The organism is Streptococcus mitis, assembly GCF_003942765.1.
Classification (GTDB): Bacteria; Bacillota; Bacilli; order Lactobacillales; family Streptococcaceae; genus Streptococcus; species Streptococcus mitis_BE.
The window spans coordinates 68,317-81,332 of the sequence record NZ_RJNW01000004.1; the positions used below are offsets into that span (position 1 = coordinate 68,317).

The 13,016-nt window shown below is 41.0% G+C and carries 11 protein-coding genes; 6 read left to right on the top strand and 5 right to left on the bottom strand.

Annotated elements, in window-relative coordinates:
• Positions 1-183 precede the first annotated feature (183 nt).
• Positions 184-432, bottom strand: coding sequence for a YneF family protein (locus tag D8849_RS06925; RefSeq protein WP_000364990.1), 249 nt, complete (start codon positions 430-432; stop codon positions 184-186).
• A gap of 329 nt (positions 433-761) precedes the next feature.
• On the opposite strand from D8849_RS06925, the gene D8849_RS06930 reads away from it, so the two are divergent.
• Positions 762-5,975, top strand: coding sequence for an SIALI-17 repeat-containing surface protein (locus D8849_RS06930; RefSeq protein ID WP_125386604.1), 5,214 nt, complete (start codon positions 762-764; stop codon positions 5,973-5,975).
• A 72-nt stretch (positions 5,976-6,047) separates the two neighbouring features.
• Here the strand turns inward: D8849_RS06930 and mraY are convergent, their stop codons facing one another.
• From mraY to rsmH, 4 genes are read right to left on the bottom strand one after another with little or no spacing between them, the layout of a single operon-like run.
• Positions 6,048-7,028 carry a phospho-N-acetylmuramoyl-pentapeptide-transferase gene (gene mraY / locus D8849_RS06935; RefSeq protein WP_125386605.1) on the bottom strand — a complete coding sequence of 327 codons (981 nt, stop codon included), beginning with the start codon at positions 7,026-7,028 and terminating at the stop codon, positions 6,048-6,050.
• Position 7,029: 1 nt separating this feature from the next.
• The gene (gene pbp2x, locus D8849_RS06940; RefSeq protein WP_125386606.1) at positions 7,030-9,282 is read right to left on the bottom strand and encodes a penicillin-binding protein PBP2X; all 2,253 of its coding nucleotides are present in this window, start codon (positions 9,280-9,282) and stop codon (positions 7,030-7,032) included.
• A 3-nt stretch (positions 9,283-9,285) separates the two neighbouring features.
• The gene (gene ftsL / locus D8849_RS06945) at positions 9,286-9,603 is read right to left on the bottom strand and encodes a cell division protein FtsL (protein ID WP_000227824.1); all 318 of its coding nucleotides are present in this window, start codon (positions 9,601-9,603) and stop codon (positions 9,286-9,288) included.
• A 9-nt stretch (positions 9,604-9,612) separates the two neighbouring features.
• Positions 9,613-10,563 carry a 16S rRNA (cytosine(1402)-N(4))-methyltransferase RsmH gene (gene rsmH, locus D8849_RS06950; RefSeq protein ID WP_000159432.1) on the bottom strand — a complete coding sequence of 317 codons (951 nt, stop codon included), beginning with the start codon at positions 10,561-10,563 and terminating at the stop codon, positions 9,613-9,615.
• A gap of 166 nt (positions 10,564-10,729) precedes the next feature.
• On the opposite strand from rsmH, the gene D8849_RS06955 reads away from it, so the two are divergent.
• The 5 genes from D8849_RS06955 to D8849_RS06975 are packed head-to-tail and all read left to right on the top strand — an operon-like array spanning position 10,730 to position 12,906.
• Positions 10,730-10,924, top strand: a complete 195-nt coding sequence (locus D8849_RS06955; RefSeq protein WP_001082470.1) for a helix-turn-helix transcriptional regulator — start codon at positions 10,730-10,732, stop codon at positions 10,922-10,924.
• A gap of 15 nt (positions 10,925-10,939) precedes the next feature.
• Complete coding sequence (locus D8849_RS06960) at positions 10,940-11,482, top strand: DUF3278 domain-containing protein (RefSeq protein WP_004269900.1); 543 nt, start codon at positions 10,940-10,942, stop codon at positions 11,480-11,482.
• A gap of 10 nt (positions 11,483-11,492) precedes the next feature.
• On the top strand, positions 11,493-11,828 hold the full coding sequence (locus D8849_RS06965; RefSeq protein WP_125386607.1) for a hypothetical protein: 336 nt from the start codon (positions 11,493-11,495) through the stop codon (positions 11,826-11,828).
• A 26-nt stretch (positions 11,829-11,854) separates the two neighbouring features.
• Complete coding sequence (locus tag D8849_RS06970; RefSeq protein ID WP_125386608.1) at positions 11,855-12,433, top strand: DUF3278 domain-containing protein; 579 nt, start codon at positions 11,855-11,857, stop codon at positions 12,431-12,433.
• Positions 12,430-12,906: a glutathione peroxidase gene (locus D8849_RS06975; protein WP_042750133.1), complete on the top strand. Its 477-nt coding sequence runs from the start codon at positions 12,430-12,432 to the stop codon at positions 12,904-12,906. The genes D8849_RS06970 and D8849_RS06975 overlap by 4 nt, the downstream gene beginning before the upstream one ends.
• Positions 12,907-13,016 lie beyond the last annotated feature (110 nt).

The window sequence follows — 13,016 nt, forward strand, 5'->3', positions numbered from 1 at the left end:
TTTTTCTGATTGATAGTTCATTATGATTACCGTTCCTTATGAACTGAATAATGACAGCCTAATCAATAACTATCTCTCTTAATCATAATCAAATATCAATAGAATGCAAGGAAAAAGTCTCATCCCTAAACCATAGTCAACATAGTGAGAAGTCTGGAACTTTCATCCCAGACTTTTCCTTATTTATTTTTTCTTTTTATTGTTAGCAAGGGCTGCCTTTTGTTGGCGGATGATTTGGTGGTAAACTTGTTGTACCTTAGCTTCGCTTGGTTTTTGACCATTTGCACTCAAAAGAGTACGAACTGCTTCAGCATTCAAACGTGGGTTGTCAGCGAATTCTTTTTCAATTTGCTTACGAACCAAGTACATTCCTCCAAGAGCTCCCCCTAGAAAAGCTAGCACAATCAATACAATTGCTAAAAGTAAATCCATCATATTTCTCCTGTTTCTTTTTGAGTCTCTTTCATTATACCATAAACTAGCCACCCTGACTAGTTTGTTTTACGCTTTCAGAGATGGGTAGGCTGTAATTAAAGTTGGCTTATCTTTCTAGTCAAAACTAGAAAGAATATAAAAAATACACTCTCTTACCATTCGTTTCCTCCACTTTTTTAATACAAAACAATATCAAATATATATCCTTCTCAAATCCTCTTGACAACACTTCATTAGCTGGTAAAATTAGATTAACAATACAATATAGAAACAAAAGTTCGCCTCATTAAAAATGAAAGCGCTTTTAATTAATAAAGGAGGTTTCTATGGAAAAAATTTGGAGGGAGAAATCCTGTCGCTACAGTATTCGAAAGCTAACAGTCGGCACAGCCTCTGTTTTGCTTGGAGCGGTTTTTCTAGCTAGTCATACCGTCTCTGCTGATACTATTGAAGTACAGCAAAACGAGCCTGCATTAGAGAAAACTACAGTTAAGACAGACACTATAACGAAAACAACTGAATCAACCGAGCACACACAGCCAAGCGAAGCAATTGACCATTCAAAACCAGTTCTAGCTGATAATAGTGTTTCAGAAACCAAACCCGCTAAAGCTAATGTTGCCTCTGCTACAACTAATCAAGTCAGTACTGAGGCTATTGTAAAACCTAACGAAAATAAGGAAACCGAAAAACAAGAACTACCTGTGACAGAACAAAGCAACTATCAGCTAAACTATGATCGACCAACAGCTCCTTCCTATGATGGCTGGGAAAAACAAGCACTCCCAGTTGGGAATGGTGAAATGGGTGCTAAGGTTTTTGGTCTCATCGGCGAGGAGAGAATCCAATACAACGAAAAAACTCTTTGGTCAGGTGGACCGCGTCCCGACAGTACCGACTATAATGGAGGAAACTATCAGGAACGGTATAAAATTTTAGCAGAAATTCGTAAGGCTCTTGAAGACGGAGATCGCCAAAAAGCCAAACGATTAGCTGAACAAAATCTAGTTGGACCAAACAACGCCCAGTATGGACGTTATCTAGCCTTTGGTGATATCTTCATGGTCTTCAATAACCAGAAAAAGGGGCTGGATACAGTTACAGACTATCACCGTGGTTTGGATATCACAGAAGCCACTACAACCACTTCTTACACCCAAGATGGGACAACCTTCAAACGTGAAACCTTCTCCAGCTATCCTGATGATGTCACCGTGACCCACTTGACCCAAAAAGGGGACAAAAAACTTGATTTTACAGTTTGGAATAGCTTAACAGAAGATTTACTTGCTAACGGAGACTACTCAGCGGAATATTCTAACTACAAGAGTGGCCATGTTACGACAGACCCAAATGGTATCCTACTAAAAGGTACAGTCAAAGATAATGGCCTCCAGTTCGCATCCTATCTAGGAATTAAAACGGACGGAAAAGTTACTGTCCATGAGGATAGTTTAACAATCACAGGAGCTAGCTACGCTACGCTTTTACTCAGTGCCAAGACTAACTTTGCTCAGAATCCAAAAACAAACTATCGCAAAGACATTGACCTCGAAAAAACAGTTAAAGGCATTGTAGAAGCAGCTAGGGGCAAAGACTACGAGACACTTAAAAAGAACCATATCAAAGACTATCAAAGCCTCTTTAACCGCGTCAAACTAAACCTAGGTGGAAGCAATGCTGCTCAAACGACAAAAGAGGCCCTTCAGACCTATAACCCTAGCAAAGGGCAAAAACTGGAAGAACTCTTCTTCCAATACGGACGTTATTTATTGATTAGTTCATCTCGTGATCGGACAGATGCCCTTCCTGCCAACCTACAAGGGGTCTGGAATGCTGTAGACAATCCACCTTGGAACGCTGACTACCACCTCAATGTCAATTTGCAAATGAACTATTGGCCAGCCTACATGAGCAATCTAGCTGAAACAGCCAAGCCAATGATCAATTACATTGACGATATGCGTTACTATGGCCGTATCGCTGCTAAGGAATACGCCGGTATCGAATCCAAAGATGGACAAGAAAATGGCTGGCTGGTTCATACACAGGCGACACCATTTGGTTGGACTACTCCTGGTTGGAATTACTATTGGGGTTGGTCTCCAGCAGCTAATGCCTGGATGATGCAGAACGTTTATGACTACTATAAATTCACCAAGGATGAGACTTATCTCAAAGAAAAGATCTATCCAATGCTCAAGGAAACTGCTAGGTTCTGGAACTCCTTCTTGCACTATGACCAGGACAGTGACCGTTGGGTGTCTTCTCCATCCTACTCACCAGAACACGGTACCATCACCATCGGAAATACCTTTGACCAATCGCTAGTCTGGCAGCTATTCCATGACTACATGGAAGTCGCCAACCATCTGAATGTCGACAAAGACCTAGTTACAGAGGTCAAGGCTAAATTTGACAAACTCAAACCACTTCACATTAACAAAGAGGGACGCATCAAGGAATGGTACGAAGAAGACAGTCCACAATTCACTAATGAAGGCATTGAAAATAACCACCGCCACGTTTCCCATCTGGTAGGTCTCTTCCCAGGTACGCTCTTTAGCAAGGACCAGGCTGAATACCTAGAAGCTGCGCGTGCTACCCTCAACCACCGTGGAGATGGTGGTACTGGTTGGTCTAAGGCCAATAAAATCAACCTCTGGGCTCGTCTCTTAGACGGTAACCGTGCTCATCGCTTGCTTGCTGAACAGCTCAAATATTCAACCCTAGAAAACCTTTGGGATACGCACGCACCTTTCCAAATCGACGGAAACTTTGGAGCAACCAGTGGAATTGCAGAAATGCTTCTTCAATCACACACTGGCTACATTGCACCATTGCCAGCCCTTCCAGATGCTTGGAAAGACGGTCAGGTTTCTGGTCTGGTTGCCCGTGGTAACTTTGAAGTCAGCATGAAGTGGAAAGATAAAAACCTGCAAAGCTTATCCTTCCTTTCAAATGTCGGTGGAGACCTAGTTGTAGATTATCCAAATATCGAAGCCAGTCAGGTTAAGGTTAATGGTAAATCTGTCAAAGCAACTGTTCTGAAAGATGGCCGCATTCAACTGGCAACACAAAAAGGTGATGTCATTACCTTTGAACATTTCCCTGGTCGTGTAACCAGTCTGACAGCAGTTAGACAAAATGGCGTCACTGCCGAACTCACCTTCAACCAAGTAGAAGGTGCTACCCACTATGTCATCCAAAGACAAGTGAAAGACGAATCTGGCCAAACCTCTGCAAGCAGAGAATTTGTGACCAATCAAACCCATTTTATCGACCGCTCACTCGATCCTCAACTCGCCTACACTTATACTGTTAAGGCTATGCTGGGTAATGTTTCTACACAGGTATCCGAAAAGGCCAATGTCGAAACCTATAACCAATTGATGGATGACCGTGATAGCCGAATCCAATACGGTTCTGCATTTGGAAACTGGGCAGACTCAGAATTATTTGGAGGGACAGAGAAGTTTGCCGACCTTTCACTAGGTAACTATACAGATAAAGATGCGACAGCAACCATTCCTTTCAATGGTGTTGGCATTGAAATCTATGGTCTCAAATCATCTCAATTGGGAATCGCTGAAGTCAAAATCGATGGTAAATCAGTCGGTGAACTGGACTTCTATACTGCAGGTGCAACTGAAAAAGGTAGCCTTATCGGTCGCTTCACAGGATTGTCAGATGGTGCTCATGTGATGACTATCACTGTAAAACAAGAGCATAAACACCGTGGCAGTGAGCGCTCCAAAATTTCCTTAGACTACTTTAAAGTTTTACCAGGACAAGGAACAACCATTGAAAAAATGGATGACCGCGACCCTCGCATTCAATACGGATCTCAATTCAAAGATTGGAGCGATACTGAATTATATAAGAGCACAGAAAAATATGCGGACATCAATAACGCCGACCCAAGTACCGCTTCAGAAGCTCAAGCAACCATTCCATTTACTGGAACAGGTATTCGAATTTACGGACTCAAAACATCCGCTCTCGGAAAAGCTCTCGTGACACTGGATGGAAAAGAAATGCCAAGTCTAGACTTCTACACTGCTGGCGCTACCCAAAAGGCAACCTTAATTGGAGAATTTACTAATCTGACCGATGGTAATCATATTTTGACATTGAAAGTTGATCCAAATTCACCAGCAGGTCGCAAGAAAATTTCTCTAGATTCATTTGATGTGATTAAGGCTCCAGCTGTAAGCTTGGATAGTCCAAGTATCGCACCACTTAAGGAAGGGGATAAAAACATCTCTTTAACTCTTCCAGCTGGAGATTGGGAAGCCATCGCTGTGACCTTCCCAGGCATCAAAGATCCACTCGTTTTACGCAGGATAGACGATAATCATCTAGTTACGACTGGAGATCAGACTGTCTTATCAATTCAAGATAATCGGGTACAAATCCCTATCCCTGACGAAACCAATCGAAAAATTGGAAATGCGATAGAAGCTTATTCTATCCAGGGAAATACAACAAGCAGTCCTGTCGTAGCTGTCTTTACCAAAAAGGATGAGAAGAAGGTTGAGAATCAGCAGCCAACTACAAGCAAGGGAGATGCCCCTGCTCCTATTGTAGAAATTCCTGAATACACTAAGCCTATCGGTACAGCAGGACAGGAACAACCGCCTGTAGTAAACATTCCTGAGTACACTCAACCTATCGGCACAGCGGGACAAGAACAGCCACCTACCGTTTCTATTCCTGAGTACACTGAGCCTATCGGAACTGCTGGACAGGAACAACCGCCTACTGTTTCTATCCCTGAATACACTAAACCTATCGGAACGGCTGGACAGGAACAACCGCCTACTGTTTCTATCCCTGAATACACTAAACCTATCGGAACGGCTGGACAGGAACAACCGCCTGTAGTAAATATTCCTGAGTACACTCAACCTGTCGGGACAGCGGGACAAGAACAAGCTCCTACTGTTTCTGTTCCTGAATATAAACTTCGTGTCTTAAAGGATGAAAAGACTAAAGTTGAAATTATTGGAGGAGCGACTGACTTAGAGGGAATTTCTCACATTTCTAGCAGACGTGTATTAGCTCAAGAACTATTTGGTAAGACCTATGATGCTTACGATCTTCACCTTAAAAATTCAACAGATCATAGTTTACAACCAAAAGGAACTGTCTTGGTCCGCTTGCCTATTTCCTCAGCTGTCGAAAATGTCTACTACCTAACTCCATCAAAAGAGTTACAGGCACTCGATTTTACTATTCGCGAGGGAATGGCAGAATTTACGACTAGTCATTTCAGCACCTATGCAGTCGTTTATCAAGCTAATGGAGCATCAACTACTGCAGAGCAAAAACCAAGTGAAACAGATATCAAACCATTAGCCAACAGCTCAGAGCAAGTTTCATCTAGTCCAGACCTTGTTCAATCTGCAAGTGATTCTCCTAAAGAACAACTTCCAGCTACTGGTGAAACGTCTAGTCCACTACTATTCTTATCAGGATTAAGTCTAGTCTTAACAGCAACTTTTCTACTTAAGAGTAAGAAGGATGAATCCAACTAACTTTTAAGCACACAAAAACCAGGATGAAGATAAGCTTCATCCTGGTTTCTTTTATCAATAAAAGATTATTTTTTACAGTAGGTATAAAAAGGCTAGCGTCAAAAGACTTGCTAGAAGTCCCACTCCCCAAAAGAAGAAGTCAACCTTCCACTCGCTCCAAGGATTTCCTTTACCAGATAATCCTCCAAGCTCAAAATGGTGGTGCACAGGCGTCATACGGAAAATACGTTTACCACCTGTCAGTTTGAAATAACTGACTTGCATCATAACCGAAGTTGTTTCAAAGACATAAACAATTCCGATAATCAAGAGAGTCCATTCTTGGTGGAGGGCCATAGAGATAGCTGCCAGCATTCCACCTAAAGCCAAACTTCCCACATCCCCCATAAAGACCTTGGCAGGCTTATGGTTAAAGACAAAGAAACCAAGCAAACCACCAATCATGGCAAGAATCACTAGAAGAATATCCATCTGACCTTGCACATAGGCAATAACTCCATAGGCAGACAAGCTAATCACAACGGAAATACTCGCTAGACCGTCAATACCATCTGTCAAATTCACTGCGTTTGAAAAACCAACTAGCCAGAAAAGAGCGAAGATAATATAGAAAATCCCTAGATGCACTTGGTAACCAAAGACAGAGAGCATATCGCCCCCACGCTCATAAAAAAGGTAGAAAATGACGCCACCTAGCAGCTGAAGAGCCAATTTCTGTTTGGGATTAAGGCCCTCATTGATTTTACGGAAGACCTTGAGAAAGTCATCTAAAAAACCAACCAAACCATACAAGACCAAAATAAACAAAATCATACCAACATTATTGGTCAATTGTTTTGAAAAAAGAGCGACGAGGAAACTCACCACAACTGCAGCAATGAGGAAAACAAGTCCCCCCATTGTAGGAGTCCCAGCTTTTGCCTGGTGCTGTTTGACATCCTCATGCATCTGCTGGCCTGTAATTTGCGCCTTTCTATAAAATTGGATAAAGGCCGGAATTCCTACTAAAGTTAGTAAAAATGTCACAATTCCAGCACTGATGGAACTAATCATGTTAATCTCCTAAAGTTACTTTCAAATTTTTAATATCTTTGATGGCAGTATTGGCACGAACACTTTGTTTTTGAACCGTTTTACCTGTACCATCCCACTCTATTTCAATATTCAACCATTTGGCAAATGCTTGAACATTTTCCTGTGTCCAGCCATACATGTCTGGAATTTCTTCTACCTTATCCGATAAAAGGAGAACTTGTTGGTTTGGTGCAAGATTTTTTCCTTCTTCTACAGAAGTCTCTTTAATCTTTGTTCCAGTACCAACAACGATTGGCTGCACAATATTTCGACGTAAGGCTTCCGCCAAATCACCAGGTGAAATATCCTTGATGCTAGGCATTGCATACGAAGATTCTGTCGTCACTTGATCTAAATTCTTAGCTGGAGATTGAAGGTTCAGAGATTCTTTCATCGCTGAAGCCCGCTCCAAGATTGGATTGGAAAACTCTCCCAACTGGACAGCTGAATAATGCTCAGGCTGTTGAACCGTTACATACAAGATAAAATCAGGATTTTCAGCAGGATTCATAGTCACAACTGAGAAAATATAATTGGTAGAACCAACCAAGTATCCTCCATTTTTCTCATCAGCGATTTGAGCCGTACCGGATTTAACTGCTACATTTTGTCCAGGAACTGTTATAATTGGCTTTCCTGTGTAGTGATTATACATTGTTCCATATATAGGGTCCGTCCCAACTAATATCATGTTAGTACGAGTCAAGCTTGCTGCATCTTCAGATACAGGTTTTCCTACAATCTCTTTTTGAGACTTTCGTACAGACTGATTGTTAGTATCATAAATAGCACTTATAAATTTTGGCTCCAGCATAACTCCATCATTAGCAATAGCTGTAAAGGCACGAAGCATTTGTGTTTGTGTCACTGAAATCCCTTGCCCAAATGAGCTTTGAGCAATACTAACAATATTATCAGCTGGAAGTTGACCAGCGTATTCATCTGTCAAGCCAAAGCGAGTTGGAACCCCAAATTTAAAGCGTTTTAGATAATCCAACCAAGTAGCATCTCCCATTTTTTGTTCAAGTAGACTCATTCCAACATTACTGGAGTGAGCGAAACCTTGTAAGAAAGTCATCATCCCACCAGTAGTCAAACCATCATTAACATCCCAATCTCGAGTCGTCGCATCCGCTATTTTGAATTCACTGCTATTGAAGTATTCTCCACTTGGGAAGGTATTATTATCAATAGAAGAAGCTAACGTCATAACCTTCATGGCTGATCCTGGTTCATAGTTACTTTGATAAAGAATATCACGCCAAACAAAGTCCTCAGTGATTCCTTCTTTAGTATCTGCATTAAAGGTAGGTCGTTGGGTGGTAGCGAGGATTTCACCGGTCTTTGCACTGACCAAGGTCGCGGTCATATACTTACCTTTTACTTTTTCTAGAAAGGCATCCATCTGAGTTTCCATGAAAGATTGTAGCGGACTAGACAATGTTGTATAAACATCCTTGCCATCCACAGTTTGTTGCGATACCAGTTCTGTACCTGGTACGATATTTCCTACACGGTCTTTTTCATAGGTAATAATACCGTCTGTCCCAGCAAGAATGGTATTTAAAGAACTCTCCAAACCAGAAGTCCCTAACAAACTCTTACTACCATCCTCATTTTCATGAAGTTGGGCTAAGCCAATAAAGCTAGAAGCAAATTGTCCATTTGGATAGCTTCTGTTAGGGCTAGTTGTAAAGTCAATCCCTTCCACACTAGCATCTTTCAAATCTTTTTTAATAGCCATCATATTGGCATATGTAATCCCATTTCCTTTTGCACCAAAGGAAACCTGGGTCAGATTTGGTTGAGCCAGTTGCTCTTTCACATAAGCCTCATCCATATCCAAATACTTATGGAAAATTTCTGCTACCTTATTAAACTGCGAATCCTCTACATAAAGAATTTTTCCCGTTGCTGACTTGTATTTTTTGTCAATAACAGCATAGACATTATAAGAGGTCGCATCTTCTGCGATAGGCACTCCATTTCGGTCATAGATAGTTCCACGCTTGGCAGGAACTGTTCGGGTTGTTTGGTGAACCTTTTTAGCTTCTTTTACTAAGTCAGTACCAAATATATTACCTTTCGCGATAATATAAGCAAAATTGGCCAAAAAGAGACCAAAAAGGGCAACCGCTACAAAGCTGAGGTACTTACCAACTATCCTACGGTTTTTTGCTGGAGATTTACGATTTTTGATCGCAAATCGGGTTATTTTTTCTGTCCATTTCATATCTTACTCCGCTGTTCGGATATTTTCATTATTCAATTTCAAATCTTTTTTATCTGCAATCTCTTTCAAACGCTCTGAACGAATCAATTCATTCACTTCCTGCTTGGCATCGTCCAGCTCTGTTTTCTTCTCCTCTATCTGCGCATTGATTTTCGTCAAATCACTTTGCACTTGCAAAAGTCGTGTCTGCATAAAGATGATACTCACTGCTAAAACGAGAGCTGTAAATGCGATGGAAAGATAAAAAGCCTTCTCCACACGTGAGAATTTTTTGATACGATTCTGCAAGAATTGACTGGTTGTTTCTTTCTTATCTACCATTTTTTCCTCTTACTTGTGAATTTTTCTGGCCACGCGCAACTTAGCTGAGTGCGAGCGGTTATTGGCTTCTAACTCTTCTGCACTTGGCAAGATTGGCTTACGGGACACCAATTCCATCTTAGGCTTGAGATCATCTGGGATGAAAGGCAAACCTTTTGGAACTTCAACCGTTGAAGCTTCCTTGAACAATTGCTTGGTCAAGCGGTCTTCTAGTGAATGGAAGGTAATCACTGAGATTCTACCATCTAGAGCCAACATATCCATAGCCTGCTGGATAGATTCATCTGCAGCTCCCAGTTCATCATTGACTTCAATCCGAATAGCTTGGAAAATCTGCTTGGCAGGATGGCCCTTCTTCTTGAGCTCCTTAGCAGGCTTAGCCGACTTGATGATCTCTGCCAACTCAGTCGTTGTCTCGATTGGCTTGACTTCACGTGCTTGTTCAATCTTACGCGCAATCTGTTTAGAAAACTTATCCTCACCATACTTGAAGAAAATACGAACCAAGTCATGATAGTCATAGTGATTCACCACTTCATAAGCTGTCAGACTAGCTTCCTGATTCATCCGCATATCCAGTGGCGCATCCTTTTTATAAGAAAAACCACGCTCACGCTGGTCCAATTGAGGACTAGACACTCCCAAGTCATAACAAATTCCATCAATTTCCTGAACACCAGCTTCGCGCAAACGTGCCTGTAAATGACGGAAGTTATCCTTTATAAAAGTCACCATCCCCTTTTCAATGTAAGGTGCCAAACGTTTTTGCGCATTGTCAATGGCATTCTGGTCCTGGTCAAAGGCATAGAGATGGCCTTTTTCACTTAATTTACTTAATAAATATTCGCTATGGCCTGCTCCACCCAAGGTCGCATCAACGTAAACACCGTCAGGTTTCACATCAAGCATATCAATCGTTTCGTGGAGTAAGACCGTTACATGATGAAATTCTTTTGTCATATCTTATCTATTTTACCACAAATCTGACTAGCTTGCACTAGTCAGACAAATAGACCAAAAACAAGTAAGATTTCTTTAAGAAATATGTCAAATATGCTTGACATCTATTTCATAGAAGAATATAATATAGTCAAATATATGCGACACAAATCAGAAAGGAGTCCAGATGAATCGTGTGAAAGAATTTCGCAAGGAACTGGGCATTTCCCAGCTCGAGCTAGCCAAGGATATCGGTGTCTCGAGACAGACCATCAATATGATTGAAAACGACAAGTACAATCCAACCCTGGAACTCTGTCTCAATCTCGCCCGCAGCCTCCAAACTGACCTAAACAGTCTCTTTTGGGAGGATGATTTTTAAAAAAGGAGCCAACTCATGAAAAAAGAAACCTTCACTGAAAAACTCATCAAACGCACATACGGTATTTCTGGTCCCCTTGACGAATACAAACGGCGTGAGGCCGATCGTATCGGTAACCAAGTCTTTATCATCCTCTTTTATCTGATGATTTTCGGAAATCTTATTCCACTCCTTCTGGCCTATAAATACCCTCAAGAAGTGGCTCTAATCTATCCTCCTCTGATTCTAGTGATTGCCCTCATCGCTGCTGGCTATGTCACCTACCAAATGAAAAAAACAGGGATTACAGCTATTGATCCAGATATGCTGAATGAGAAAGAAAGCAAGCAACTATACTACCCAGGTCTTAAAGCAGGTTTGTTCTTTGGTCTATGGATGTTTTTTATAACTCCTCTTCTCAGTATACTCATAGGTGAAGGTCAGGACTATTTTCATTCTCTCCTCACTATAAGAAATGGTGTATCAAGCATTCTCGGTTCTATCTTCTTCGGAGCAAGCATACAGTTCCTCATCTCCCGTCGCATTGCTAAAGCTAAGAAAAATCAAGATGAGGATTAGGAGGTGCCCTATGAAATCACTAATAACTTTACTTACCTATCATCCCTATCATCTTTTGTTTGCTTCTCTGCTCATCTTCATCATCGTTTCAGGGAACTTGCCAATCTACGATATAGTCTTCCTTCCAGTCTTTGTTCCAGCCCTCAACAAAGGATTGACTTATCTAAAGATCGACTCCCAAAAAACGCGCATACTCAACTTAGCACTATTCTTTATGATTCTATCCTTACCACAACTGACGCTCATTTCAAGCAATTGGAAATATTATATACTGTTCACTATCGCTATCCTTTCTTCTATCACTTATCTTTATTATCTCTATCAATTCGTAAAAGAAAGTCAGTAAAGACGCTCATTTAGGAGGTTACTAGCATGAAAAAAGAAGACTTAACAACTCGCCTACTTCGAAATTTCTTTCATATCCAAGGGCCTTTTGATGAATGCCGTCAAGAGGTTATCTACAAGGCTTGCGCCCGTTCCATGATCCAAATCTTTTACTCTTCCTTCATTCTCTTCCTATTCTATATTTTGTTCGGAAGCTTTATAGAAATTGTTCGAAATGTTATGCCCTACATCTATTTTGGACTCATTTTGTTCATGAGTATAAAAGCTCAAAAAGCCGTCCAAGAGCTTCATCTTGAAAAGGATGACAAATCAGAAATCATCCTCAAAACCTACAGCAAAGCCCAAATCAAATTTAGGAGTTGGATTGTGTTTATCGGTATTCAGATTGGCTTCTTTACCTTACTCATCTTTCATAAAGTCTTCGTTCAGCAGATGTCCCTTTCAGATTTTATGAAGTTGCTCATGCAATTCGATAAAAGTGGTCCTTTCCTGATGTATGGCCTGATTATCGGTAGCATTTTTGGAACCCTGACCTACGGATTTCTATCACTACAGGAGGAGAAAACTCCTAAAAATACCAACCAGAAGGAGAAAAGCAAGCAATGACTTCACTATACGATTTTTCAGTCTTGAACCAAGACCATCAAGAAACTCCACTAGAGACCTATCGTGGTAAGATTCTCTTGGTTGTCAACACTGCTACTGGATGTGGTTTAACGCCCCAGTACCAAGGTCTCCAAGAACTCTATGACCGCTATCAAAATCAGGAATTTGAGATTTTAGACTTCCCTTGTAATCAGTTTATGGGACAAGCCCCCGGTAGCGCAGAGGAAATCAATAGTTTCTGTAGCCTACACTATCATACTACTTTTCCTCGTTTTGCCAAGGTCAAAGTCAACGGTAAGGAAGCAAATCCTCTCTATGTTTGGTTGAAAGACCAGAAATCTGGACCACTAGGAAAACGAATCGAATGGAATTTCGCTAAGTTTCTCATTGGTCGAGATGGGCAAGTCTCTGAGCGCTTTTCTTCCAAAACAGACCCAAAACAAATTGAAGAGGCCATACGTAATCTACTCTAAACTTCATTAAAATCCATCCTTCTATACTCCCAAAAACATAAGGATGGATTTTCTTTAAAAAGTAAACGAAATTCTTTAAATTAGATGGATTTTCTTACATTTCTCTATTG

What these genes read in the sequence shown, in the direction of transcription:
- ftsL (WP_000227824.1), bottom strand. Translation starts at nt 9,603, where the DNA reads ATGGTAGATAAGAAAGAAACAACCAGTCAATTCTTGCAGAATCGTATC.
- D8849_RS06965 (WP_125386607.1), top strand. Translation starts at nt 11,493, where the DNA reads ATGAAATCACTAATAACTTTACTTACCTATCATCCCTATCATCTTTTG.
- D8849_RS06960 (WP_004269900.1), top strand. Translation starts at nt 10,940, where the DNA reads ATGAAAAAAGAAACCTTCACTGAAAAACTCATCAAACGCACATACGGT.
- pbp2x (WP_125386606.1), bottom strand. Translation starts at nt 9,282, where the DNA reads ATGAAATGGACAGAAAAAATAACCCGATTTGCGATCAAAAATCGTAAA.
- D8849_RS06955 (WP_001082470.1), top strand. Translation starts at nt 10,730, where the DNA reads ATGAATCGTGTGAAAGAATTTCGCAAGGAACTGGGCATTTCCCAGCTC.
- mraY (WP_125386605.1), bottom strand. Translation starts at nt 7,028, where the DNA reads ATGATTAGTTCCATCAGTGCTGGAATTGTGACATTTTTACTAACTTTA.
- rsmH (WP_000159432.1), bottom strand. Translation starts at nt 10,563, where the DNA reads ATGACAAAAGAATTTCATCATGTAACGGTCTTACTCCACGAAACGATT.
- D8849_RS06970 (WP_125386608.1), top strand. Translation starts at nt 11,855, where the DNA reads ATGAAAAAAGAAGACTTAACAACTCGCCTACTTCGAAATTTCTTTCAT.
- D8849_RS06930 (WP_125386604.1), top strand. Translation starts at nt 762, where the DNA reads ATGGAAAAAATTTGGAGGGAGAAATCCTGTCGCTACAGTATTCGAAAG.
- D8849_RS06975 (WP_042750133.1), top strand. Translation starts at nt 12,430, where the DNA reads ATGACTTCACTATACGATTTTTCAGTCTTGAACCAAGACCATCAAGAA.
- D8849_RS06925 (WP_000364990.1), bottom strand. Translation starts at nt 432, where the DNA reads ATGGATTTACTTTTAGCAATTGTATTGATTGTGCTAGCTTTTCTAGGG.